General features: G+C 32.8%; 28 protein-coding genes. 2 read left to right on the top strand and 26 right to left on the bottom strand.

Features of this window, described 5'->3' with window-relative positions; translation table 11 throughout:
* Positions 1-113: 113 nt before the first annotated feature.
* From ACYQ39_RS13755 to ACYQ39_RS13675, 17 genes are all read right to left on the bottom strand, one after another.
* The gene (locus ACYQ39_RS13755; RefSeq protein WP_459844259.1) at positions 114-953 is read right to left on the bottom strand and encodes an ABC transporter permease; all 840 of its coding nucleotides are present in this window, start codon (positions 951-953) and stop codon (positions 114-116) included.
* Positions 946-1713, bottom strand: a complete 768-nt coding sequence (locus tag ACYQ39_RS13750; protein WP_459844257.1) for an ABC transporter ATP-binding protein — start codon at positions 1711-1713, stop codon at positions 946-948. The genes ACYQ39_RS13755 and ACYQ39_RS13750 overlap by 8 nt, the downstream gene beginning before the upstream one ends.
* 103 nt (positions 1714-1816) lie before the next feature.
* The gene (locus tag ACYQ39_RS13745) at positions 1817-2815 is read right to left on the bottom strand and encodes an ABC transporter substrate-binding protein (RefSeq protein ID WP_459844254.1); all 999 of its coding nucleotides are present in this window, start codon (positions 2813-2815) and stop codon (positions 1817-1819) included.
* 91 nt (positions 2816-2906) lie between these two features.
* The gene (locus ACYQ39_RS13740) at positions 2907-3524 is read right to left on the bottom strand and encodes a tetratricopeptide repeat protein (RefSeq protein ID WP_459844251.1); all 618 of its coding nucleotides are present in this window, start codon (positions 3522-3524) and stop codon (positions 2907-2909) included.
* Positions 3525-3695: 171 nt separating this feature from the next.
* On the bottom strand, positions 3696-4538 hold the full coding sequence (dapF, locus tag ACYQ39_RS13735; protein WP_459844248.1) for a diaminopimelate epimerase: 843 nt from the start codon (positions 4536-4538) through the stop codon (positions 3696-3698).
* A gap of 43 nt (positions 4539-4581) precedes the next feature.
* On the bottom strand, positions 4582-4809 hold the full coding sequence (gene hfq, locus ACYQ39_RS13730; protein ID WP_459844375.1) for an RNA chaperone Hfq: 228 nt from the start codon (positions 4807-4809) through the stop codon (positions 4582-4584).
* Between the two features lie 69 nt (positions 4810-4878).
* Positions 4879-5079, bottom strand: a complete 201-nt coding sequence (locus ACYQ39_RS13725; protein WP_459844245.1) for a hypothetical protein — start codon at positions 5077-5079, stop codon at positions 4879-4881.
* 11 nt (positions 5080-5090) lie between these two features.
* Positions 5091-5606, bottom strand: a complete 516-nt coding sequence (locus ACYQ39_RS13720) for a hypothetical protein (RefSeq protein WP_459844242.1) — start codon at positions 5604-5606, stop codon at positions 5091-5093.
* Between the two features lie 40 nt (positions 5607-5646).
* Entirely contained in the window at positions 5647-6246 is a 600-nt protein-coding gene (locus tag ACYQ39_RS13715; protein ID WP_459844239.1) for a GTPase, read from the bottom strand.
* 25 nt (positions 6247-6271) lie between these two features.
* Positions 6272-7231 carry an AAA family ATPase gene (locus ACYQ39_RS13710; RefSeq protein WP_459844236.1) on the bottom strand — a complete coding sequence of 320 codons (960 nt, stop codon included), beginning with the start codon at positions 7229-7231 and terminating at the stop codon, positions 6272-6274.
* A 100-nt stretch (positions 7232-7331) separates the two neighbouring features.
* Positions 7332-7655 (bottom strand): hypothetical protein, encoded by a 324-nt coding sequence (locus ACYQ39_RS13705; protein ID WP_459844233.1) that lies wholly within the window; start codon positions 7653-7655, stop codon positions 7332-7334.
* Positions 7656-7669: 14 nt separating this feature from the next.
* The gene (gene miaA / locus ACYQ39_RS13700) at positions 7670-8605 is read right to left on the bottom strand and encodes a tRNA (adenosine(37)-N6)-dimethylallyltransferase MiaA (protein WP_459844230.1); all 936 of its coding nucleotides are present in this window, start codon (positions 8603-8605) and stop codon (positions 7670-7672) included.
* 11 nt (positions 8606-8616) lie between these two features.
* Positions 8617-10488: a DNA mismatch repair endonuclease MutL gene (gene mutL, locus ACYQ39_RS13695; protein ID WP_459844227.1), complete on the bottom strand. Its 1872-nt coding sequence runs from the start codon at positions 10486-10488 to the stop codon at positions 8617-8619.
* A gap of 152 nt (positions 10489-10640) precedes the next feature.
* Entirely contained in the window at positions 10641-13328 is a 2688-nt protein-coding gene (gene mutS, locus ACYQ39_RS13690) for a DNA mismatch repair protein MutS (RefSeq protein ID WP_459844224.1), read from the bottom strand.
* A gap of 187 nt (positions 13329-13515) precedes the next feature.
* The gene (locus ACYQ39_RS13685; protein WP_459844221.1) at positions 13516-13893 is read right to left on the bottom strand and encodes a YlbF/YmcA family competence regulator; all 378 of its coding nucleotides are present in this window, start codon (positions 13891-13893) and stop codon (positions 13516-13518) included.
* A 17-nt stretch (positions 13894-13910) separates the two neighbouring features.
* Complete coding sequence (miaB, locus tag ACYQ39_RS13680; protein WP_459844218.1) at positions 13911-15233, bottom strand: tRNA (N6-isopentenyl adenosine(37)-C2)-methylthiotransferase MiaB; 1323 nt, start codon at positions 15231-15233, stop codon at positions 13911-13913.
* Positions 15234-15622: 389 nt separating this feature from the next.
* Positions 15623-16150, bottom strand: coding sequence for a ferritin family protein (locus ACYQ39_RS13675; RefSeq protein ID WP_459844215.1), 528 nt, complete (start codon positions 16148-16150; stop codon positions 15623-15625).
* A gap of 375 nt (positions 16151-16525) precedes the next feature.
* On the opposite strand from ACYQ39_RS13675, the gene ACYQ39_RS13670 reads away from it, so the two are divergent.
* Positions 16526-16987 (top strand): DUF3189 family protein, encoded by a 462-nt coding sequence (locus tag ACYQ39_RS13670; protein ID WP_459844212.1) that lies wholly within the window; start codon positions 16526-16528, stop codon positions 16985-16987.
* 64 nt (positions 16988-17051) lie between these two features.
* Here the strand turns inward: ACYQ39_RS13670 and ACYQ39_RS13665 are convergent, their stop codons facing one another.
* The 8 genes from ACYQ39_RS13665 to ACYQ39_RS13630 all read right to left on the bottom strand — a co-directional run bounded on the left by ACYQ39_RS13665 (position 17052) and on the right by ACYQ39_RS13630 (position 24703).
* A complete protein-coding gene (locus ACYQ39_RS13665; RefSeq protein WP_459844209.1) occupies positions 17052-17663 on the bottom strand; it encodes a hypothetical protein in 612 nt (203 codons plus the stop codon).
* 92 nt (positions 17664-17755) lie between these two features.
* Positions 17756-17929: a small, acid-soluble spore protein, alpha/beta type gene (locus ACYQ39_RS13660; protein WP_459844206.1), complete on the bottom strand. Its 174-nt coding sequence runs from the start codon at positions 17927-17929 to the stop codon at positions 17756-17758.
* A gap of 67 nt (positions 17930-17996) precedes the next feature.
* Positions 17997-18719 carry a DUF421 domain-containing protein gene (locus ACYQ39_RS13655; protein WP_459844203.1) on the bottom strand — a complete coding sequence of 241 codons (723 nt, stop codon included), beginning with the start codon at positions 18717-18719 and terminating at the stop codon, positions 17997-17999.
* Positions 18720-19958: 1239 nt separating this feature from the next.
* Positions 19959-20366 carry a hypothetical protein gene (locus tag ACYQ39_RS13650; protein ID WP_459844200.1) on the bottom strand — a complete coding sequence of 136 codons (408 nt, stop codon included), beginning with the start codon at positions 20364-20366 and terminating at the stop codon, positions 19959-19961.
* Between the two features lie 11 nt (positions 20367-20377).
* The gene (gene floA, locus ACYQ39_RS13645; protein WP_459844197.1) at positions 20378-21385 is read right to left on the bottom strand and encodes a flotillin-like protein FloA; all 1008 of its coding nucleotides are present in this window, start codon (positions 21383-21385) and stop codon (positions 20378-20380) included.
* A 1-nt stretch (position 21386) separates the two neighbouring features.
* Complete coding sequence (locus ACYQ39_RS13640; RefSeq protein ID WP_459844194.1) at positions 21387-22700, bottom strand: NfeD family protein; 1314 nt, start codon at positions 22698-22700, stop codon at positions 21387-21389.
* A gap of 46 nt (positions 22701-22746) precedes the next feature.
* Positions 22747-23133, bottom strand: coding sequence for a 4Fe-4S dicluster domain-containing protein (locus tag ACYQ39_RS13635; RefSeq protein WP_459844191.1), 387 nt, complete (start codon positions 23131-23133; stop codon positions 22747-22749).
* Positions 23134-23332: 199 nt separating this feature from the next.
* Positions 23333-24703, bottom strand: coding sequence for an MATE family efflux transporter (locus ACYQ39_RS13630; RefSeq protein WP_459844188.1), 1371 nt, complete (start codon positions 24701-24703; stop codon positions 23333-23335).
* Positions 24704-24941: 238 nt separating this feature from the next.
* Here ACYQ39_RS13630 and ACYQ39_RS13625 point away from each other — a divergent pair, with 238 nt between their 5' ends.
* Positions 24942-25133, top strand: a complete 192-nt coding sequence (locus ACYQ39_RS13625; RefSeq protein ID WP_459844185.1) for a hypothetical protein — start codon at positions 24942-24944, stop codon at positions 25131-25133.
* An 89-nt stretch (positions 25134-25222) separates the two neighbouring features.
* Here ACYQ39_RS13625 and malQ read toward each other — a convergent pair whose 3' ends face one another.
* Positions 25223-26737, bottom strand: a complete 1515-nt coding sequence (gene malQ, locus ACYQ39_RS13620) for a 4-alpha-glucanotransferase (RefSeq protein ID WP_459844182.1) — start codon at positions 26735-26737, stop codon at positions 25223-25225.
* Between the last annotated feature and the right edge of the window lie 53 nt (positions 26738-26790).

Genomic DNA, 26790 nt, shown 5'->3' with positions numbered 1-26790 from the left:
AAAAACATATTTTTACATTTTATTCTGGAACCATATTATCATTTCGATAAATTTCCTAATTTTCCTTTTATTAATCAAAAAAAGATATCTCTCTACAAATAGCAGAGAGATATCTAATCTTCCCAGTCAATTACTTTATGCTCTAACCAAACTATAAAATAGTACAGTAAACCAGCCAAAATAGAAAGAATAATAACACTAGTCATTACTAGATTCAATTTAAACACTTGACCACCATAAACAATTAAATAACCTAGCCCAGCTTTAGAAACTAAAAATTCACCAACAATTGTACCTACTAAAGATAAACCAATATTTACTTTTAAAGCTGCAAAAATAGTAGTCAAATTAGCTGGTAAAACTACCTTCTTAAGGATTTGAAGTTTACTAGCTCCTAATGTTTTTAATAATTTCATCTTATTACTATCTGTTTCTTTAAAACCATTATAGGTCATCATAATCGTTACAATTACTGAAATAAGCAGGGCCATACCAATAATTGCTTGTTGACCATTTCCCAACCAGATAATTAAAACTGGTCCTAAAGCCATCTTAGGTAAGGCATTAAGCACTACAATAAAAGGTTCAAATACTTTAGATAAAAAATCAGACCACCATAATAAAATAGCAATTAAAATTCCTCCTGCAGCTCCTAAAGAAAAGCCAACTAATGTTTCGTAAACTGTAGTCCAAATATGTTTAAATAACTCTCCAGTTGTAGCTAATTTATAACTAGTAGCTATTATTTGTGACGGATAACTAGTGATAAAAGGATCTATTATTTTATAATTAGCTAATAACTCCCAACCAATAATTAATATAACTAATAGAGATACTTGAGCCAACTTGACACTAAACTGTTTTAATCTTACCTGTTTTAGATATTGACCATGCTCTTTAGTTACTGCTCCTTCAGTCAACAATTTATTAATCTCATCTTTTAATTTAAACATTAAGCTCCAACTCCTCCCAAATAGAATTAAAGTAATCACTAAACTGGGAAGCTTCTCGAGCTTTAAAAGTAGAAAAATCACCTTCAATAACCAAATCAATTGGATACTCAGCTTTAATGGAACCTGGCCGTTGACTAAAAACTAATACTCGATCTGACATGGCAATAGCTTCTGCAATATCATGAGTTACTAAAACTACTGTCTTATCTTCAGCTCTTAAAATATTAGCTACTTCATCCTCTAAGGCTAATTTAGTATGATAATCTAGAGCGGAAAAAGGTTCATCTAGCAGTAGAATATCTGGATCAAAAACTAGAGTTCTAGCTAAAGCTACCCGTTGTCTCATACCACCTGATAACTGACTAGGATAATGATGGGCAAAATCAGCTAAACCATAATCTTTAAGTAGTTTTTTGGCCCGTTGATAAGTTTTTTGGTTTAACATATCTTTAATCTCCAAACTAAGAAGAATATTCTCCTCAATAGTCCGCCATGAAAAGAGATGATCTTCCTGTAACATATAACCTACTTTCTGGTTAATCCCTTTAATCTCTTCATTATCAACTATCACTTGGCCACTAGTAGGAGAGATTAACCCTGCTAATAAAGATAGAGTAGTACTCTTACCACACCCACTAGGGCCAACTAAACTAACAAATTCATTTTCTTTTATAGAAAAGGATAAATCAGCTAAAGCTTCTGTCTCTGTTTCTAGAGTATGATACTTCATTCCCACCTCCCTAAACTCAATTTTATCCATTTTAGTTACCTCCTCTATAGTATTTTAGCTTGAGTTCAAATTCGAGCCTAAATTTAGCTTAATATTAAACTTAAACTCAATCTCAAATGCAATTCTTATAAGACTACCAAACAATCCAGATAGCAGCCCGCCCAAACTTAGGAATAACTACTTTTTTATAATCTACTTTCGTCTCTAATTCACCAGCTTCCTGAATAATATTCTGCCAACGATCAAAGTCTTCACGATGTAAAATTGGGTTATGAGCCCAAGTTTCTTGTTTCTTATATCTATCTACTACTGTAACCAATATATCAAACTCTATCTCAGGGAAAAATGGTCTAATTACTTGAGCAATTTCTTTAGCAGAGTGTTCATAAGTCCATTTTTGAGCTCGATAAATAGCATTAGTAAAAGCTTGAATAACTAATGGATTATCAGAGATATAATTCTTTCTAGCCATATAAGCAGTATAAGGTACCTTACTACCTAACTCTCCAAAGGAAGCTACTACATGACCTGCCCCTATCTTTTCCAACTGTGAAGCTTTAGGTTCAAACAACTGAACAAAATCACCTAAGCCATTCTTAAAAGCTGGTGCATTAGCAGTAAAATCCAGATTAGTAATTATATTGACATCTTTAAAAGGTTTTATTCCATTATGTCGCAAAACATACTCCATTACCATCTCTGGTGCACCACCAGGGCGATTACCAACAATTGTTTTACCTCTTAAGTCCTCGAGACTAAAATCAGGCATGGGCTTTCTAGCCACTAAAAAGGAACCTGCTTTTTGAGTTAATTGAGCAAAATTAACTGGATGATTCTCTTGACCTCTTTGATAGATATAGATAGCAGGTTCAGGACCAACTAAGGCTATATCTGTATGATTAGACATTAAACTAGCTGCTGCTTTATCACCACCCCAGGCTGTAGATAATTGGACATTTAGACCTTCTTGCTTAAAGAATTCTTTATGTAAAGCTACATATTGAGGAGCATAAAATATAGAGTGTACTACTTCAGTTACCTTAACACCCTTAACCTTAGCAAAACCTGTAATTGACAAAGAAAAAACTAACATAACCACTGTACAGAAGACAAATAACTTCTTCACCAACATCACCTCCAAATAATCTATTCCTATAGTTAGTTTATTCAACTTAAATATAAGTGTGCAAAAAATAAAAAAAGCGGCCTAAGCCGCTTACAAACTAATCTAAAAAGAGATCTGCTGCTTCTTTTCCTTTAGCAACATGATACATAGCTTTAAATATATTTCCTTGCTTATAGTAATTGACACCTAATAAAAAATGAGTATATTCATTATCTGTAATCTCTAAAGACTTTTCTAACATATCTTGAGCTTGATTATACTTCTCCTGCTTATGTTGGGTAATAGCTAAATAATTATAACTCCAAATATTATTTTTATCTAACTTAACTATATTATTAAATAACTTCTCAGACTCTTTATATTGATCATCTATAAAATAAGAAAAAGCTAAATAATTTAAAAGTTGAATATCTTCTTTCTGATCTATTCTTTTCTCATAATCAGTTATTAACTTCTCAAGTTTCTGCTCCCAGTCTTTCTGATCTAACTCATCAAATAATTTATTAGCCTTTTTAATCTGACCTAAATTAGCATAAGCTACTGCCAACTCATATTTTGTCTGGAGTTGAGCCTGATTCTGAGTAATTAATTGCTGGGAACTATCGACAACTTCTTTCCATTGGGGCTTAAACTTACTTTCAGCTATTACTTGTCCTGTGATTACTGCTACTAATAAACAGCTAATAAGCAGTACAGAAAGCCTTTGCCATTTCATATTTTGCCTCCCCAAAGTCTAGTTATCAGTTTTGAGTCATGAGCTATGAGCCAATTCAAAACTGTTAAATTCAAAATCAAAATCCTGATAATTCCTATATTTTAGGATATAGAAATATGTCTTGAGATAATATAAAAACAAAGGCGAGGTAACCCCCGCCTCTTACTTAATCTATAAACTCCAAGTACCTGTAAACACTTCTGTAGCTGGCCCACTCATATAGACATGATTATTCTCTTCATTCCATTCAATAACTAAATCGCCACCTAATAGGTGAACTGTTAATTTACTTGCTGTTAAATCATTTAAGTTGCAAGCCACTGTAGAACCGCAAGCTCCAGTTCCACAGGCTAAAGTTACACCAGCCCCACGTTCCCAAACACGCATTTCAATCTCATTATCATTAAGCACCTCAATAAACTCAACATTTGTATCTTCAGGAAAAGCTTGATGAGTCTCTAACTTAGGACCTAATGTCTCTACAGGGGCCTCCTCTATCTGATCAACAAAAACAACACAGTGCGGATTACCCATAGAAACGCATGTAACTTCAACTTCTTGTCCATCTACAGTTAATTTCTCTGCTACAACTTGGTCTTGCTCTTGACCAGTCATAGGGATTTGGCTTGGCTTCAATCCAGGTTGGCCCATATCTACCTTAACTAATTCTACTTCTTCATCATTAATAACTAACTCTGGTTTAATAATACCAGCTAAGGTCTCTACTTTAATATTCAACTTATCAGTTATATCTCGATCATAAAGATACTTAGCAAAGCATCTGATAGCATTACCACACATTTCTGGCTCACTACCGTCAGGATTGAAGATTCTCATTCTAAAATCTGCTTCTTCTAAGTCAGATGGCAGAATTAACACTAGTCCATCTGCGCCTACTCCAAAATTTCTATCACAGATCTTAGTAGCTAATTGAGCTGGATTAGTTACTTCTTCTGCAAAACAATTAACTAATACAAAATCATTTCCTAGTCCATGCATTTTAGTAAACTTCACTACTCTTCTCCTCCTTCTAAATACCTAGTTCAATCAATTACCTTTATTCAAATAAATCCTCAATTCCTCTAGCTGGTACAACAGTAGAAATAGCATGCTTATAAACTAACTGCTGACCTTTATCTGTCTGAACTACTACAGTAAAGTTATCAAAACCTTCAATCTTACCTGATAAACGTACACCATTTACCAAGAAGATAGTTACCTTAATATCTGCTCTTCGGGCTTGATTAAGAAACTTATCTTGTAAATTAATTTGTCCTGACACTATAATCTCTCCTTCCTATTGTAATAAAATTATCTCCTTTATCTTTATCTAAATTTATCTTTTCTATACGAATCACCTCTTTTCCTGCTTCAAAGAAAAATTATCCACCTTCCTATTACATAATAAACAACTCCCCTGCTTTAAACTTTGTTGTCTAAAAATTAAAGGCGCAGCAAAAAATCCTTCCTTAAAACCTCTCTGATAACCTAAATAACGACCTAAAAAATAACCTAGCACTAAAACAATGATCAATAATAACCACAAATCAAACAAAAAATCACCTCCTAACCTAAAAATACTGAAATCAGAGGGGTAAAAATAATAACTACCAAGGCTAACTGCCAGTTGATACCTAAAGCCACCCCTAAACAGATCATAGCTACTAATAATGTACCTATTCTATCTAAATAATTAACAAAATTACTTTGATTCACATATTCCTCTAAATGATAATCTATATAATCATCTATCAGCTGAATAAAGAAGATTACTGCTAAAGAAAATAAAAAATTCTTAACCCCTAAGATCCAAAACCCTAATAGAATCATAATAAATGATTCTTGATAAGCCTTCATTCCTGTAGGTAATGATTCTCCATTAAAGCCCATACCTACAATATAACTGGACCAGAATAAAGAAATTGCTAACTTATAATCAATTATAACAGCAAAACTAAATAACAATAAAGTATAAGGTAAAACTCCTCGCTGTAACTTAAGGGCCAAAGTCTGTCTATTATTTAACCTATCTATCTCCTGGTCTAAATAATCATCCATTAATTTAATTACTAAACCAGCCAACAAAACGACTAGAATTACAGCAAGTATCTTTAATCCCCCTTTATAGATTCTTCAATAAGAATTTTTTTACCTCAATAAATCCTTGTTGATAAAGAGCAGAGATAGGAAATATCGATTCTTTACCTACTAACTGCTGTAAAAAACTTAATCTCTGCTCTCCAGTATCTAAATCAATCTTATTAGCCAAAACCTTATATCCTACTTGTTTGTGTAAAAGGTTATATAGCTCTTGATCAATTAATTCTAGACCTTGGTCTAAATCAAGTTTGCTTAAATCAATCATATGCAAAACAATTTGACTATTAAATACCTGCTGTAGAGTTTGAGACATAGCCTGCCTTGTCTCTTTTTGCTGATGAATACCAGTTACTAAACCACAACTATCTACTAATTTTAATACTTTATCTTGCTTACCAACAGGTAACTTAAGCTTAATACTCTGTAGCTCCTTTGTTGTATGAGAAGTAACTGAAGTCAAATCATGAAAGGCTGTTTCTAATTGATAAGTTTCAGTTGCTGTGAAACCAGCTGGTTGTTTTACTAATAACTTTAATTCTGTAACACCTAAATACTGAGCAAAGTTAATCAAAAAAGATGTCTTTCCTACATTAGGCTGTCCGACTAATAATGCTGAAGTCATCATCTCCCTCCAAGATAAAAATAGTTTATAACTCATCACTTGATAACTTAGCTATATCCTGCCTAGTAATCTCCATTAACTCTTGACGACTATTCTTATTCTTGTCAACTAGTCTAGTTGCTTGTTTGCGAATTAATTGTTCAATAATATTCCTTACTGTTCGAGCATTTCCTGCCTCTGTCCCTTGATTCTGCCTGATTTGAGCCAGTAAAGTATATAGTTTGGTTTCAGCTTGACTAGTCAACTTATACTCTCTCTCTTGTAACATTAAGTGACCAATTTCTACCAATTGATCTAAGGTATAATCTTCAAATTCCATTTGAATAGGAAATCTAGAAGTTAAACCAGGATTAGAATTTAAGAAATGCTCCATTTCATCTGGATAGCCAGCTAAAATAACAATCAGTTGATCCTTATTATCTTCCATCTCCTTGACTAAAGTATCAATTGCTTCTTTACCAAAGTCCTTCTCGCCACCTCGGGCCAAAGCATAGGCCTCATCAATAAATAAGATTCCTTCCAAAGCTTCATCTATCACTTCTCTAGTACGTTTAGCAGTGTGACCAATATACTCACCTACTAAATCGGCTCTTTCCACTTCCTTAAGATGACCTTTTTCTAAGACTCCTAACTCTTTAAACAACTGACCTAAAATTCTAGCTACAGTCGTCTTACCAGTGCCAGGATTTCCTTTAAAGATCATATGCAAAACTAGAGAATCGACTTTTAGATTCCTCTTCTTCCGTTCCTGCTGGATCTTAATAAAAGCCTGTAATTCAGCTACTAAGTTTTTTATTCTATCTAAGCCAACTAATCTATCTAATTGAGCAATAACTTTTTTAACTTGTTCTTGTTGAGATTCTTCTTCTGCAATTGGTTCTGTTTCTTCTTTCAACGAGCTAAATAATTTAGAAATAGAAATTTGACCTGCTTCAAAAAGGCGAAATACCTCCTTTCTAGATACATCCTTCTGATTTAAGGGCATTTAATCCCCCCCTTTTGTTTAAATATTATATGCTTAAAGGCTAATAAAAAGAATTAAAGTTCTACTATACAATTTAATTTCAAAAAATAAAAAAAGAGGCCTAAGGCCTCTCACATTTAGTATTATTTATTATAAATTCCTCTGCTGAACAATAGTTCTTGCAAATATTTATTACCTCTAAATCAGAAGAGAATACTTCCTTGCCAAGAATACTATTAGTCAACTCATAATCATTACATAACTCATAACTACAGCAGACATGACACAAATAACCTTCAATAACTGGACAATATATATACTTAGTATGTTCTTGTGGCGGACAATTACAGCCTTGACAATTAACCTCTTTAGGAGTTGATGGTGGATTGACTCCTTCCTCTCTCAACTTAGTAATCAATTTAGCTACCTCTTTACTATACTTCATGCAAGATAGACCTCCTAGTCTAGCTCTTGATTAATTACTTCTTTTACCTCAGCAACTAACTCTTCAAACTCATACTTACCTACATCAAACCAGTGAATACTATCATCTCGCTTGAACCAAGTAAATTGGCGTTTAGCAAAATGGCGAGTATTACGCTTAATTAGTCTAACTGCTTCTTCTAAATCATATTCACCTGCAAAGCATCCTATGAGTTCTTTATAACCTAAACCCTGCATTGAAGTGAATTCACGATCATATCCTTGGTTATATAATTCTTTAACTTCATCTACTAAACCTTCTTCCATCATCTGATCAACTCGTCGGTTGATTCTATCATATAGCTCTTCTCGTTCTCGTCTTAACCCAATCTTGACGGCATTATAACGTGGTGGTCTCTTCTTAGCTTCTTCTTTAAAATGAGTAATTGTCTTACCTGTCTGCTTATATACTTCAAGCCCTCGAATAACGCGGCGTAAATCATTAGGATGTAACTTATCTGCTAAAGTAGGATCTATCTCTTTCAATTTATCATGAACATATTCAGTTCCATGCTCTTCTGCCTCTGCTTCTAATCTCTCTCTAAAGTCCCAATCTGTCTCCATATCAGGAAAGAGAAATCCCTCAATCAATGATTTAACATATAATCCTGTACCACCTACCAACATAGGTAATTTTTCTTGCGAAGCTATTTTAGGAATCAAATCATCTGCCCGAGCTTGAAAATCAGCTACACTAAATTCTTCATCAGGCTCAACAATATCAATCATATGATGAGGTACTAACTCCTGCTCTTTTGCTGAGGCTTTAGCCGTTCCAATATCCATCCCCTTATAAATTTGCATTGAATCAGCAGAAATAATCTCTCCGTCTAAATCCTGACCTAAAGTTAAGGATAATTTAGTCTTACCTACTGCAGTTGGTCCAACAATTGCTAGCATAGATTCATGCATAATATCACTCCTTATCTCCTTTTAAATTCTTTTTCTAATTCTTTCTTTGATAAATGCATAACTACTGGTCTACCATGAGGACAATTAGTTACATCATACTCATCAACTTCACCTAAAAGCTGATTCATCTCCTCAGTTGATAATTTATCACCAGCCTTAATCGCTGTCTTACAAGCTAACATAGTAATAAATTCTTCTACTAACTGATAATTTTCAGTTGCTTCTTGCTCAAGCAGACGGTCTATACTATCAAAAATCAAGTCTTTATCATCTAAGTTATATAGTTGCACTGGAACTCCACGTAAGATATAACTATTACCACCAAATTCTTCTACTTCAAAGCCTAACTGCTCTAATCTATCTTTTCTATCTTCTAATAATTTAACTTCTTGATAGGTTAACTCTAGCTGTAAAGGAACCAATAATTCCTGAATCTGTACCTCTTCTTCCTTAAATTTAGCTAATAAATTTTCATAAATAATTCTTTCATGAGCAGCATGTTGATCTATAATATACATTCCATCTTTACCTTGAGCTACAATATAAGTTTGATGAATCTGCCCTAGAGGTATTAGCTTAAAATTAGATTGATAATCTAGATTCTCTTCTTTTATCTCTAAATCTTCTTTAAGCTTATTATCTTCTGATCCAACCTGTTTCACACCAAATAACTTATCAATCTTTTTGGCCCGTTCTTCTTTACTATCCTGTTTATTATAATTATTCTGTCGATAATTAAATCTCTTTTTATTTTTAGAATTAGACTCTTTATTTTTTTGTAACTGTAATTTATTCTGCTTATATTCTTCCTTTGGAGTTTCTTTTTCATCAACTTCTTTCTTGTCAGATTCTTTCTGTTTATTTAGTTGAGATAACTTCAGTTCAGGAACTAACTCACTACCTTTAATCGCCTGACTAACCCCTTCTTTAACCAACTCATAAACTAAATCCCCGCGGCTAAATTTAGCTTCCAACTTAGTAGGATGTATATTTACATCTACATGAATTGGATTCAACTTTAACTTTAAAACAACAATAGGATATCGATCAATAGTCAATAAAGTATGATAAGCCTCTTCTACTGCTTTGCTCATCAGACCACTCTTAATAAAACGACCATTGACAAAGTATGACTGATGGCGTCTAGAAGAACGAGTTACAGTAGGTTTAGCAATAAAACCTTTAAGTTGCATATAATGATCTTCATAATCTACCTCAATCATTTCTTGAGCTACTTCTCTACCATAAATATTAAAGATAACATCTAATAAATTACCATTACCTGTTGTTTCTAAAATCTTGCGGTCATTGTGCTCTAAAGAAAAACTAATATTAGGATAAGATAAACTAAGCCGATTAATAATATCACTAATATGTCCAATTTCAGTTGAAGTCTTCTTTAAGTATTTATATCTTACGGGGGTATTGAAGAATAGATCACGAACAATAATATTAGTTCCCTGTCTACAACCGCAACTTTCCTTATCTTTTATTTCTCCTCCTGCTAACTGTAACTTAGTTCCACTCAAACTATCTTCAGCCTTTGTAACTATCTCCACCTTAGAAACAGCAGCAATACTAGGTAAAGCTTCTCCTCTAAAACCTAAAGTTCGTAGGGCAAACAGATCATTTGCCTGCTCAATCTTACTTGTAGCATGGCGTTCAAAGGCTAACCTTGTATCTTCAGCTGCCATTCCCTGACCATTATCAATAACTTGGATATAATCTTTACCACCATTTTTAACCTTAACCTTTATCTGACTACTATTGGCATCAATTGAATTCTCTACTAACTCTTTAACTACTGAAGCTGGCCTTTCGACTACCTCGCCTGCTGCTATTTTATTAGCTACCTTCTCTGGTAATAAATTGATCTTACCCACTTCTTTACCTCCTTTCAATATCAATAGTTTACAGTGTACAGTTGACAATGTACAATTAAACCTACAAAATCAAATTCAAAAACTAGTTTTTAGCCCAAACTTTCAGCAATGAAAAACTTATTTTAGTAGTTTTAATAATTTAACTTTGGATTTTAATTTTCAATCTCTTCTCTTGCCTGCTGTTGTAATTGATGTAATTTATTCATCGCTTCTAAAGGAGTTAAAGACATAATATCCAACTTGTTTAACTCTTCAACTACCTCACTTGGTTGACTATTAAAGAGAGATAATTGATTTTTTTTAACTTCTTCTACTTTATCTTCTTGTTCCTCTACTTCTGATTTATTGTCTAACTCATTTTCTACTGATTCTGTTTTAGATTCAGCAGCTACTGCCTTGACCTTCTCTTCATCTTTCTCCTCTAACCAATTTAAAATCTCTTTAGAACGATTAGTCACTTGGCTAGGCACTCCAGCTAATTTAGCTACTTCAATTCCATAACTCTGATTAGCTTCACCAGGAACAATCTTATGTAGAAAGATAACCTCGTCACCTTCCTCTTTAACAGCTACATTGTAATTCTTAACTCCTGGTAATGTCTCTTCAAGTTCAGTCAACTCATGGTAGTGAGTAGCAAATAATGACTTAGCTCCTATATTTTCTGGATCAGAGATATACTCTGTTACTGCCCAAGCAATACTTAAACCATCATAGGTACTAGTTCCACGTCCTACTTCATCTAAGATAATTAAACTATTCTTAGTAGCATTATTTAGAATATTAGCTACTTCATTCATCTCTACCATAAAGGTACTCTGTCCTGTAGTTAGATCATCTGAAGCACCTACCCGAGTAAAGATCCGATCTACAATACCTACCTCTGCTTTATCAGCTGGTACAAAACTACCTATCTGTGTTAATAGAGTAATTAAAGCAACTTGGCGCATATAAGTCGATTTACCAGACATATTTGGCCCAGTAATAATACAGAAACGATCATCTTTTTGATCTAAATAAGTATCATTAGGTACAAAAACTTCTTCTTCCATCATATCCTCTACTACTGGATGGCGACCATTTTCAATATTAATATTATCTCCTTCTGCTACTACTGGTTTAGTATAATCATTATTTAAAGCTACTTCAGATAAAGATAGTAAAGCATCTAACTCAGCTAATACAGTAGCTGACTGCTGGATTCTTTCTGTCTCTTGAGCTACCTTCTCTCTAACTTCAACAAATAACTCATACTCTAATTCTTTACTATTCTCTTGAGCTCCTAAGATAAGCGACTCTTTTTCTTTCAGTTCAGGAATAATATATCGTTCACTATTACTTAAAGTCTGTTTTCTAACATAATCTTCAGGGACTGCATCAAGATTGGCTTTAGTAACCTCAATATAATAGCCATGTACTTTATTATGACCTACTTTAAGCGACGTGATTCCTGTCCGTTCTCGTTCTTGTTTCTGTAGATCAACAATCCACTGTTTACCATTCTCCATTGCCTCTAATAATTCATCAAGCTCATCATTATAACCTTTCTTGATAATTCCACCTTCAGTCAAGGTAGTTGGGGGATCACTCTTAATAGATTCTTCAATTAAATCAGCTACATCTTCTAACTTATCTAATCTATCCTTTAGATTTTCTAATTTAGGAGTACTAAACTGATCCAAAGCTTGCTTCACATCAGGTAAGATATGCAAAGAAGTCTTTAAAGAGATTAAATCTCGGGAATTAGCTGACCCATAAATTATTTTTCCTAACAGTCGTTCAATATCATAAACTTCCTTCAACAATTCCTTAAGTTCTTCTTTAATAAATATATTTTCTTTAATCTCTTCTACTCCAGCTAATCGGTGTTGAATTCTATCTAACTCTAATAAAGGCTGCTCTACCCATTTCTTTAACATTCTACCGCCCATAGCTGTTACTGTTTGGTCCAAAACCCCAAGCAGACTACCATATTTACTCTTATCACGCATTGTCTTAGTCAGTTCAAGATTACGCCGTGTATTAGCATCTAAGACCATATAATCTGTTGTTGAATAAGTAGATACCTGGTTGATATGTCCTAAACTTCGCTTTTGTGTCTCAAGTAAGAAGTTTAGGACTGCTCCAGCTGCTTGAATAGCTAATGGTAAATCTTCACAACCAAAGCCTTCTAAATTAACTACATCAAATTGAACTGTTAGTAACTGATAAGCTCTATCTCGATCAAATCCTTCTTCAATATCTGTTAGACTTGAAGTCAGTTGCTGGTCAATAAATCCTATAATCTGCTCTGATTCTTGCACTTGCTTGTCTAATAGTATTTCAGAAGGGTTAATTCTTGATAATTCATCTATTACTTTTTCTGTCTTAGTTGGCCCGTCTAATTGAGTAGTTACAAATTCACCTGTAGAAACATCTACTACTGAAAAGCCATATCCTGTCTTATTCTTTACTATAGCTGCTAAATAATTATTATCCTTATCATTTAATAGATCATTATTGACTATTGTTCCAGGAGTAATAACTCTAACTACTTCCCTTTTTACTAATCCACTACTAGCATTAGCATCTTCTACCTGGTCACAGATAGCAACTCTATAGCCTCTTTCAATTAATTGTGCAATATATGATTCAGCTGATTTACAAGGTACACCAGCCATTGGAATTTCTTTTCCTCCGCCTTTATTGCGAGAAGTTAAAGTCAATTCTAATTCTCTAGCAGCTGTAGTAGCATCTTCATTAAACATCTCATAAAAATCACCTAACCTAAAAAATACTATTTCATCTTCATACTCTTCCTTTACCGAATAATACTGCTGCATTAATGGCGTCAACTCGGACACATTAATCCCTCCTGGTATAATTCAATTTATAGTTTATAATTAAATTGCACTATCTCCTTTAATACAATCGTAAATTATATTATACCATAATTTTTATTAAATCCAAATTAATTGAGTTAAAACTATTAAACTATAAAAATAAAACCCCTAGACCAATTGGTCTAGGGGTTAATATTAATAAGTATATTTAGCAGCAACCTCCGCCGCAGTTACCTGCGTCAGGACCGCATTCTTCTTCTTCACCACTTAAAGCACTAGAAATAACTTTGTTAACAGTATCCATTACCTGGTTAAACTGTTGCTGAGCTTCCATTAGTTGGCTAAGCTTTTCATTCTCTTGCATCTTAGCTTGTAATGACTGCATGTTATTTTGCATCTCTTCAGTTACTTCTTGACCGTTCATCTGGGCCATTTGTGCCTTTCTTTGTTCAGCTTGTAACTGTTGTAAAATTTGCTGAGCTTCTTCATCTTTAGAGACTTCTGCTTCAACACCCTTTAAACTTTGATATTCATCAGATTCAACAATAGTATCAGCTAAATCCTGAGCTTTCTCCATAATTGACATAAGTAAAATCCCCTTTCTTAATTGACAACTTCACCAAATAAAGTCCAACTCTGTGCCTTATTTATCTTAACATTTAATAGCTTGCCTGTCAAATCTTGTTCCGATTCTACTATAACTATTTTATCAGTACGTGTTCTTCCAGAGTATTTACTAGGATCTTTTTTGCTTGGCCCGTCTATTAAGACTTCAACAACTTCTCCCTTTAACTCCTTATTCTTCTCTAATCCAATTTCACTCTGTAACTCTAATAATTTCTGATGTCTTTCCTTTTTTACTTCTTCTGGTACTTGCTCTTCCATTTCAGCAGCTGGAGTTCCAGTTCTTTTAGAATAAATAAAAGTAAAGGCTCTATCAAAACCAACCTCTTTATAGATATCCATAGTTTTAGCAAAATCTTCTTCTGTCTCACCTGGGAAACCAACAATCAAATCAGTAGTAATTGCTGCTTTAGGCTTTCTCTCTTGTAGCTCTTTTACCAATTCTAGATACTCTTCTTTAGTATAACCTCGATTCATCTTCTTTAAAAGTCTATTACTACCTGACTGAACTGGTAGATGATAATGTTCACAGACTTTATCTAAACTTGTTACTGTTTCTATTAATTTATCAGTAAAATCTCGAGGATGAGAAGTCATAAATCTAATTCTGGGTAGTCCATCAATCTTATTTACTTCTTCTAATAAATCTGCAAACTCAATATCTTGCTCTAAATCTTTACCATAAGAGTTGACATTTTGTCCTAGTAACATTACCTCTTTAACTCCATCATCTACTAGTGTTTCAACTTCTTGAACAATATCTTCTTGCGGACGGCTACGCTCTTTTCCACGTACATAAGGCACAATACAATAAGTGCAATAATTATCGCAGCCATAAATAATATTTACTTTGGCCTTATGGTCTTCTTCTCGATCAGTAGGCATTCTATCTATCATCTCTCGCGCTTTATCCCACACTTCGACTAAACTTTTTTGTTCCTCTTTAGCATCTTCAAGTAATTTAGGAAACCTATGAATATTATGAGTCCCAAAAACCATATCAACAAAATTATATCTCTGCTTGATTTTATTTACAACTTCTTCTTGCTGCATCATACAACCACAGATTCCTACAATCAACCCTGGGTTTTCCTTCTTTAATTGCTTGATCTCACCTAATTTACCGAATACCTTTAATTCAGCATTTTCTCGTACACAACAAGTATTTAAAATAATTACATCTGCTTCTTTTAATTCATCTGCTGTTTGATATCCTTCATCTTCTAAAACACCAGATAGTTTCTCTGAGTCGTGTTCATTCATCTGGCAACCATATGTTCGTATAAAATATTTTTCTGCCATAATACTTCCTCCTTAGTAGATCTATATATAATATTACCTTCTAAATCTATAGTTTTCCATTGTGGCACTCATTATATTATAATTGATAAGAAGGAATAAAATCAAATTTTTCTATAGCAACTTTATAGTTCCTTAACAAAATAAATAGCATCAGTCCCTTCATTACATTCACAAAGTATATTCTAAATCTATTGTCTAATACTTATATCATTAAAATTTTAACTTAAAACTGAAAAAGCAATAGATAATTGAGATGAATTAACTAACCAACCTCCTATATCAAAATCTAAATTAAATTTAGAGACTAAAAATTATATTCCTTCCTTATTAATTAAAAAATTTTAATTAATAAAATATAGTCCCTAGGAATCTCCTAAGGACTATATATACTATAAATCGATAATACTCATAAGGCCCATATCCATCATCTGTAACAAATATAATTCACGAACTGCATGATACATCTCATCATGCATAGCATTAAAGAAGATATCTCTCAAATAAGGATTATTAGTCATTAAATAATAGTTTTTATAATCCTTATATTCAGCAGTATCTTCACGAATACTTCTGACTAATGCCTCTTCATATTCATCCTCTGCTAACTCAACCTCATATTCATACTCTGAAGTATAAGTGTCTCCTGTTAATCGTTCATAAGCGCGACGAAACTGATAAGCATGTTCTCGTTCATCTTTAGCAAACTCATTAAACATTTCTCTAGTAAATTGGTCTGGAGCTATTTCTGCTAAAGCCTTATAAAATGCTGCATCTTCAAGAGCTGACTCAATTGATAAATATAATTGTTGTAATAGATGTTCTAAATCTTCTTCAGAACCTTGTTGATTCCAATCTTTTTTCATCTTAACCAATTCCTTAGTCATAGCTAAGATATCTTTTCTACTTATATTATTCATTTAATACCCTCCTTTCGTGGTAACATTATATTCCATGGGATGAAAAAAGTGTGATAAAATAATAAAATGAGAGCCACATAATAAATGCAGCTCTCATCCCTAACTTATATTCAGTTAGTACTTAACTCCACCTAAGTTTCCTCCCATAAGTAATAAGATTAAAATTAAAAAGATTAGTAACATACCATCATCTCCGTATTCTCCCATGGTGATCCCTCCTTTTTCAAATTCAATATATAATAATAGACTATTTACTAAATCGTTCAAGGAAAATTATGTAATTATCTAAATGATCTAATTTTTATCTATTTATAATTATAATTTTAAGGCTAAATGGAAATATTAGAATAAAATAGTAAAATAAGGAGGAAGATAATGGATATTATTTACCATGATATAGGAGGAGCACATTCAGTAGCTACTGCTGCTGCAATTCATCTCAATAAAATACCATCTGATAGTAAACCGACTAAAGAAGAATTACTATCACTGCCTACATTCGATAAAGTAAAGAAACAGGACCTAGGTCACTTATTATACCAAGGTGATGATGAATTTGATAACTCAGTTTATACATTAGGCTATAAATACTCTAGCAAGATAACTTTACCAGTTATTAAAGATACTTATAATTTAGTAGGAGATAAAGATGACTTGTTACTTGTTGATACTAAACCAACTATTAACTTCTTAATGAAGGTGGGTGGGTTTTTATCTAGAGGATTAGGAGTAGTTAGTGTAGGACGACCAATAGTAGTTTATGGAGTGTTACAGACTTATCCTCAAATTGCCCAATTAGTAACAGATGTTAAGAGACAACTTCAAGTTAATAATTAATTAAATTAACTACTTGTCCATATCAAAACAAAAAATAATTCCCGGGCCAATCTCCCGGGATAGACTATAAGTCAAAATTCCAGATTAATGGTTCAGAACCTTCTTCAGTTTCTTCCACTTTCTCTGTTTTATTTTCTTCTTTTTCATCTTCTGATTCTTGCTCTTCATCTAAAGTAACTTCAGCCTGTAATTCCTCCAATGAATCTGATTGCTCTAAAATAACTACTTCTGTATCTTGATTATCAATTTCTGTCCCCTGCATTTTAGCAAATTTCTTTATCTCTTCTGTTAATTCATCTGTAGAATCAGTACTTTCTTTTATTTTCTTATCTAGCTTATCAACCTTATCTTCATCTATTACTTTTTCTTCAACATCTTCATTAACTATCTCTTCTTTCTCTGATTCCTTCTGTAGCTCTAAAAAACGCTGACCTGATTCAGTCAAATAAAAGACCTTTCTTCGTCCTTTTTTTAAGTCATGGTCTAAAAATAATCTAGATTCTAATTCATCAATTATACTTTTAACAGCATTTCTATCTAATTCAGTCGTCTGCTCAAATCCCATCCCTGTTAACCCTTTATCAATTAACACAGAAGAAAGTTCTTCTAAAGTCTGTTCTGCCTGATTCGATAAATTATTACCTAATTTTTTAATACAGTCATCACATAGCTTCAACTTAACTCCCCCCTATTTCTACCTATACCATATATATTTTAGGGAAGAGTAAAATATACTTAAAAAGAAAAACAGCAGGAGCTAAATTGCTCCTACTGCTCTTCTTGCTGAGCCATTGATTCTTCTGCCTTCTCTATTGCTCGTCTAACAAGCGACCCAGCTTCTCGAGTGGTTATATCCCCCCAATCACCATTCTTAACCTTATGATCAAAACCTAACTCCTCAGCTAGTTCATACTTGGTATCATCAGACATTATACGACCCATTGGGGAACCACCTCCACTAATTATAATGTTCAAAATCAGATTTATTATAACTACTTTCTTAGATTAATTAAAAATCACTGATATCTACTTTATCTTTGCTTAAGTTATCATCTTTAAAATCGAAATATAGACTTTTGTCAACTGGATTATAGATTACTAGAATAACCTCTTCTAATTTGACAATCTTCTGTTCTCTTAATTTTTCTTGTAGCCAATCTTCAGTTAAACCATGTTGTTTTAAATTATCTTTAATTATCTGACCATCAATTACTAACTCACTACAAATACTATCTTCCTCTGGTTGTAAACCTAAATCTTCTGGAGTAGCAGGCTGTTTGTTAGCTACTGGTAAAACACTTAAATATCCATCAGTTTCTAAAATAGCATAATGAACATCTCTAATATCAAATATCTGATTTTGTCTCAATTCAGACATTAAATCACTCATATTAAATCGTGTCTGTTTCATATTCTCCTCTAGAATCTTACCCTTATGGATTAAAATTGTAGGTTCACCTTCTATTACTTTTCTTGCTATTCTACTTTTAAGAGATATATACTGTAAAAGAAAAGTCAAAAAAGCAAATAAAGATAATCCAATTAAATGTTGCCAAGTCCTTTGATCTATATCAGAAGCCATATTTCCAGCAATAGAACCAAAGGTAATCCCATTAATATAATCATAAAAAGTTAATTCACTGATCTGCTTTTTACCAATTATTCGCGCAAAAAAGAGAGTAGCAAAAAAAGCTAATACAGTCTGTAAAATTATTTCTATTATTACCTCCATTATCTTCCTCCTATAATCTAAAACTAATTTTAGGATAAACTAAAATAAAGATATATATAAGGAGGAAACTAATGAGTTTATCTTTACAAACAATACTGACTATTCTATTTATTATTGCTGGCTTTACTCTACTATATTATCTTTCTAAAAAGGAGTTATTATAGAATACTGAAATTAGTAATAAAAAAATGGCAGGAATAAGTGTGAGTAAATATTTAACTCACACTTATTCCTACTATAAATAAGAAAACTAATTTATTATTTGTGTGCAAATAATAGAATAAGAACTAAAAATAGAATAAAAAAGCTATCTTTCCCCTCTTTATAACCACCCATATTATCCCTCCTTTTTCTATTCATAGTATATTTTATTCATTAATAAATTTTTTGTTAATAATATATTTAAAAGTTATAACTTTGTTTATATTTATTTAATTTATTAACATTTATTATTATAAATGCATAATATATACCAACAATTATTGGAAAGGAGGTATTTATTATGGGTGACTACTGCAAAGATGATGATTTAGTTTTTATTGTCTTCTTAATCTTAATTTTATTATTACTAGGTAGCGACTGCTAACTAATATTTAATCCTCCATTATTAACTCATTTATTTCCCTCTCTCGGCTATAAACCATCAACTGTCATAGTTGATGGTTTACTACATAAATTCAAATTCTTCTTAATTCATAACTAATCAATTATACATATTATTAACAAAAAATGGTTTTAACTCATAATATATACAAAGAGGATAAAAGGAGGTGCTATATATGGGAGATTGTGGAGGAAGTATCTATGATGATGGAGCATATTTAGTATTTCTTATTTTAATCCTACTTCTTCTAGGTAGCCACTAATAAAAAAAGAAGGAGCATCTAATATGCTCCTTCTTTTAGTTTCTATTTTACTGTAATTTCCTTAGCTGTTTTCCATTGTCCATGGACATTACAAAACGCATAAACTCTTGCTGTAATTCAAACTTGTCCAATTTATTAATAAAACAGAGGGAATTGCATCCCTCTGTTAATCTTATTATTAATAGTCACTACCTAATAATAATAAGATCAAAATTAGAAATACAACAAAAACATAATTATCATCTCCATAGTCACCCATATATCTCCCCCCCTTTCTAACTTCAATATATACTATGCCATAAATGAAAAAAGCGTTAAAAAATAAAAAAGCCTAAAGGTTTCCCCTTAGACTCTTTTAACTAATCTATTTATTTTAATTATCATTACGATATATTGGGTGTGGCTTTTTAGATCTTGGTTTATCTAATACCTCCTTGAAGATAATACCCTGCATAACCTGCCGTCTACCAAAAGGCTTAGACCTAGATTTAGATTGCTTATTAGTTAATTTCTTCTTTTTATTTTTCTGTTTTAATTTTCTATTCAACTTTTCTTCTGATAATCTCTCTTCTTCTATAAATCGATTAACAGGTTGAGAAGTAGATTCTTGAGCCAACTTAACTTCTTGCTCTCTTTGTGATCTATTCTTAATCTCCTGATTATTCTCTCTATAGGGCTGTTCTTGATTGATAGATTGATTCAATTTCTTAAGAAATTTACTTACTAGTCCCCATAAGACTACTACTACTGGCCAGAGAGCAAATAAATTATCTAAATCCATATTACCAACTCCTAATCTAGATCTTCTTCATCAACCATAGTATCCTGATCATCATAACCCTCTGCTCCAAACTGAGATATATTGTCTCGCATCTCAGTATCGGCCTTAACATTCTGCATATTCATATAATCCATAACTCCCATATTACCAGAACGTAAAGCTTCAGCCATTGCTTTAGGAACTTCAGCTTCTGCTGCTACTACTTTAGCTTTATTCTCTTGTACCTTAGCTTTCATCTCTTGCTCTTGGGCTACTGCCATAGCTCTTCTTTCTTCAGCTTTAGCTTGAGCAATCTCTTTATCAGCCTCAGCTTGATCAGCCTGTAATTTAGCACCAATATTCTTACCTACATCAACATCAGCAATATCAATAGACAGAATTTCAAAAGCTGTTCCCGAATCAAGACCTTTAGATAATACAGTTTCAGAAATAGAGTCTGGATTCTCAAGTACCTTTTTATGATTATCAGCTGAACCTACAGTAGTTACAATTCCTTCCCCTACTCTAGCTAAAATAGTCTCCTCACCTGCTCCACCAACTAAACGATCAATATCAGCTCGAACAGTTACTCTAGCATTAGCCTTAACCTGAATACCATCCATAGCTACAGCAGCTACCTCTGGCGTCTGAATCACCTTAGGATTAACACTCATTTGAACAGCTTCTAAAACATCTCTCCCAGCTAAATCAATAGCAGCTGCTTGCTCAAAAGGCAACTCAATCTCTGCTCTTTCAGCAGCTATTAGAGCATCTACTACATTATCTACATTTCCACCAGCTAAATAATGGGCTTCTAATTTATCAGTACCTAACTTCAATCCTGCCTTATGTGACTTGATCATTGGGCCTATAATTGCTGATGGAACAACTCTTCTTAACCTCATTCCAATTAAATTAAAGAAACTAATCTTTACTCCTGCAGCTAAAGCAGAAATCCATAAACCTACTGGAATAAAAAATAAAAATACAAATACAAATATAACTCCTAAAGTAATAAACAATAAAGCAATAGGTGTCATCTTATTCCTCCTTTATTATTTTTCTAACTACTACTCTATTCCCAGCTACTTCAATCACCTCTACTAATTCTTCAGCCTCAATAAATTCTCCTTCACTGACTACATTTATCCGTTGTCCATCAATTTTTACAATTCCTGCTGGACGTAGAGTATTAATTACTGTCCCTTGCTTACCTAATAGACATTCTGTCTCATCATTATGAGACCTATAACCTGTTTCTTTAGACTGCTCCTCTCCTAAAGAGACTCTCTGCCACAAGACAGAATTACCAAACTTTTTAACTATCAACCAAATACCAATAATTGATAATAATAAAGTTGCCGCTAAAACGGTCAAGGCTATATCAGAAGTAGGAAAGACCAGATACAAACTACTAAATATAGCAATCAAACCACCTATTCCAGTAATGCCAAAACCAGGTACAACTAACACCTCTAATAACATTAAAACAATTCCTACTATGAATAAAACAACTAATCCCCAACTTGCCATTCCATTAATAATATAACTACTGAAAAAGAGTCCTAAACTCAATAAACCAACTGTCCCTCCTACTCCCCACCCTGGGGCCAAGACTTCAAAAACTAAAGCAATAAAGCCTATACTTAGCAAGAAGGTACTAACTCCAGGATTAGTAATTAATCTAGCTACTCTTTCAGCCATAGTTAAATTTACTTCTTTTACTCTAGCTTTAGTTAAATCTAATTTCTTTAACAGACCTTTAAAATCTGTTACTTTAAAATTAGCTATATTATGAGTTATAGCTTCTTGTCTAGTTAGAGTCAATAACTTGCCCTGAGGACTAATATCTGGAATGTCTATCCTTTTATCAACCATAGCTGCTGCTAGATCATCATTTCTGCCTCTTTTTTGGGCTGTCGCCTTAAACTCCTTTCGCAAAGCTGAAATATACTTCTCTTCTTGTGGTCTAGTTTCAGCAGCACCAATGCTACTACCAGGAGTCATTGCTAGCTCTTCTCCTGCTAAAGCAATTAAAGCTCCAGCTGACCAAGCTCTACCTGATACATAAGTAACAGTTGATAACTTAGTAGTTAAAATCTTATCTCTAATCTTGATTGCTGAATCAACTAATCCTCCATAAGTATCAATCTCAAATACTATAGTATCTGCTCCAACCTCTTGAGCTTGATTGATTCCCTTATCCACTAAGTTGACTAAACCAGGATTAATAGTTCCTTTAATTGGTACTTTATATACAAGATCGGCTGAATAAGCAGAAACAGCAGGTATTAAGAAAAGAAGATTAAGTAATATTAATAAAATTATTATTTTCATTTGTGATCTAACATCCATCCTATCTATCACCTCCATTCTGACTTTTATAATTATCTTTAACCACTTAACTAGCAAAATATTCTGTTACATTAGCTAATAAATCACTTACTTCTAAATTCTGTGGACAAGATTCTTCACATTGACCACATTCAATACAAGCTTGACTCTTTTCTTCATCAGACATATTATTATACTTTTTAGTCATACTATCATATTCATTATGAATTTCAACCTGATTATATAAAGAAAAATTTTGTGGAATTTTAACTCCTTCTGGACAAGGAATATAATAGCCACATCCTGTACATCCTACAGCTGATAGCTCTTGGTACTTTTCATAAACTTGGTCAACTAAATCCAACTCTTCTTTAGTTAAAAGATTAATATCTGACTTAGCTGCACTTTCTACATTCTCTTTAACTTGCCATAGAGTACTCATTCCACTTAACACTAAAGATATCTCAGAGTGATTCCATAGCCATTGTAAAGTCCAATCAACAGGTGTTCTCTCTTCTTTAGCTTGTTTCCAGACTTTCTGTACCTCCTAATTTTAATTAGCATTACTTGTATTATAACATATTTTTTGAAATAAAAACAAATGTTAGCACCAACAAAAAAATAAATTTCCTGACTATATAGTGCAGGAAATTCTAACTATAATTATTTACTCTATTAACTACTACTTTATCTTTCCAAATACCACGTTTAAACCAGCCAAAAGCCCCAATAGCTCCAATTAAGTTACTAATAAAGACTCCCCACCATAATCCATCAGTACCTAACTGTACATAATGAGCCAGAAAATTAGCAATTGGTACTCGTAAGATACATAAACTTAAAGCTGAAAATACCATAGCCGGCATTGTATCACCAGCTCCTTTAAAACCACCATTAACCACTCGTAAAGTTCCCATAAAACCAAAAGAAAAAGCAATTATCTGTAGATAATCAGTACCTAATTTTACTACATTTAAATTATTATTAAAAATAACTACAATTTCTGAAGCAAATAAAAAGACAACAACAGATACTACTGTTAAAATCATAAAATCCAGTAGAGTTCCTATCATTACAGTCTTTTCTGCTTTCTCTTCATTATTTGCTCCTAAATGCTGTCCAACTAAAGTAGTTGTTGCTGCTGAAAAGCCAATTGCAGGCATAAACACAAGTGATAGCACCCGATTACCAATACCATAAGCTGCTACTGTAGCAGTCCCAAAACCAGCTACTGTCCCCATCATTAAAAACATACCTACAGCTCTAGTTGACTGCTCTAATGAAGCAGGAACTCCCACTTTAACTAATTTCTTTAATTCTTTCCATTTAGGCCATAAATTACTTAACTCCAACTTGACTCCATAGTCGCCACTGAGTAAAATAATAACTCCTATAATTGCTACTAATGTTCGAGATAGAGTAGTTGCTAATGCAGCTCCTTCTACTCCTAACTTAGGAATTGGACCCCAACCAAAGATTAATATAGGATCTAAGACAATATTAACTACTGTAGAAATTAACATTAACTTCATTGGCGTCTTACTATCTCCTAACCCTCTTAAAACTGAAGTAAATACAAAATAAACAAACATAGGAGTCAATCCTACAAAGATTATATTTAAGAAGTTAGTAGCTAAATCTAAGACTTGAGGTTTAGCCCCTAATAAATTTAAGATTTGACGATTAAATAAGAACCCAACTATAGAAAATATAATAGAGACTATAGTTACTAAAGTTAATGTTTGACCAGTAAATTTATCAACTTGTTTCTGATTTTTTGCTCCCTTATGCTGAGCTATAATAGAAGTCCCAGCAATAGTAAATCCTAAAGCTAGAGACATCATCAAAAAAATAATTGGAAATCCTAGTGAGACTGCTGCTACAGCATCAGCTCCTAGTTTTCCTACCCAGATTGTATCTACAATATTATAAGTAGTCTGCATCAGATTACTTAAAATGATTGGCCAAGCTAAAGTTAATAACCCTTTAGTTATTGATTCTCCTACCAAACTATCCTTATTCATATTAGTCACCTTCTTTCTTTAACTACACTTACCTACATATTATTGATATAAAGCATCATATCAAATCATAAGCTATAAATAGATTATTTTTATATAATAAATTGTTCTTTAATTACCTAAGATATCACTAAATAATGATATCACTTAGATATCTAACTGTCAATAAAATTTAGTAGTGCATTAATACTTCTTAAACTACAAATAATAAATTTAGTTAGTTCTAGAAAGGAGTCTAAATATGTTAGAAGACCAACTACTCCAAAAAGTAGCCCAACACTGTCCAGAATACGAACCAATTGCTTTAGCCCAAGGTTATGGTACTTCATGGCTGAATAACCCTGAATCTCTAGAAGAAGCAGAGTGTGACTTATGCATTAATTGGCAAGAAGGTGATTGTAATATCTTTCAAGAATATAAAAACAAATACTAATTAATTGAATTATTAATATTAAGTATTAACAATCAGTGTGAGTAAATTTATCTTTATTAGTATAGTGATAGAATTAACTCACACTGACACTACCTATTATACTTATCTGTCAAACTCTTTAACCTATCTGCTAAATCAGTAGTTAATATTCCTTTTTGATATCTCCATTGCCAATTACCATCTACTTGTCCTGGATTATTCATTCGGGCCTGACTTCCTAAAGAAAGTATATCTTGTAATGGAGCTAAAGTTAAATTAGCTTCTGAAGACCAAGCTAGCTCTAATAACTTCCAAGCCGGTTCTCTACTTTTAGTTATTGATAAATGTTTAGTAGTATATTGGGCCAATAACTCTTTCTGTTCTTGAGTAGCCTCTTCTTGATGCCAACCTAGAGTAGTATTGTTATCATGGGTACCAGTATAGACAACAGCAGCTTGATTATAATTATGTGGTAAATACTTATTATCTTCTCCAGACTGGAAAGCAAACTGTAACACCTTCATACCAGGAAAGTCAAATTTATTTCTTATTTTATCAACTTGATCTGGAACTACTCCCAGATCTTCAATGATAAAGGGGAGTGAATCCAATTCTTGACTAACTTTATTAAAGAAATCTTCTCCTGGGCCAACTTCCCAATGACCATGTTTTGCTGTCTCTTTATCACTAGGAACAGCCCAGTATTTTATAAAACCGCTAAAATGATCAAGCCGTAGAATATCTACTAACTCTAACTGTAACTTAAGCCTATCTAGCCACCAACTATAATTATTCTTTTTCAACTGTTGCCAATTATAGAGAGGATTCCCCCACAACTGACCTTCTTCACTAAAATAATCTGGTGGTACCCCAGCTACTTTAGTAGGTTCTCTTGTCTCATCTAAATAGAATAAAGAAGGATTGGCCCAGACATCAGCACTATCAAAGGCTACAAAAAGAGGCAGATCACCAATAACTTTAATTCCTTTCTTGTTAGCATACTCTTTTAAATCATTCCACTGTTTAAAGAAGAGATACTGGAGATACTTTCTAAATTCAATTTCTTCTTTAAGTTTATTTTGGTAATATGTTATCCCCTTCTCTTCTCTAAACTTAATCTTTTCTTCCCATTGATACCAAGGCTGTCCATCAAAATAATATTTCAGTGCTTTAAATAAAGCATAATCATCAAGCCAATCTTGATGTTGAGAACAAAACTCTATAAAATCATTCTGTTCCTTATTAGTATTTAACCTTTTAAACTCTCTAAAAGCCTGTCTCAATAATGGAATCTTAAAATCAATAACCTTTCCATACTCTACTTTATTTTCATTAAAACTAATTTTTTCTTTTAAATTAGACTCAACTAATAGCCCTTCTGCTACTAACTTCTCTAAACTAATTAAATAAGGATTACCAGCAAAGGCTGACATAGTTTGGTAAGGAGAGTCACCAAATCCAGTTGGCCCTAATGGACAGACTTGCCATAGGCTTTGATTAGCTCTAGCAAGAAAGTCAATAAAATTATAGGCTTCTGAGCCTAAACTTCCTATTCCATAGTCTCCTGGTAAGGAAGTAAGATGCAGCAATACTCCACCACTTCTTTCAAAATCCATCCCTATCACTCCTTGGTAGTATACTCCCTTTCATTATTCCATAATATACCATATAGTATCCA

The organism is Halanaerocella petrolearia (assembly GCF_054657875.1).
The sequence above is the reverse complement of the archived record's forward strand: the minus strand, read 5'-3'. Positions and strand labels throughout refer to the sequence as shown.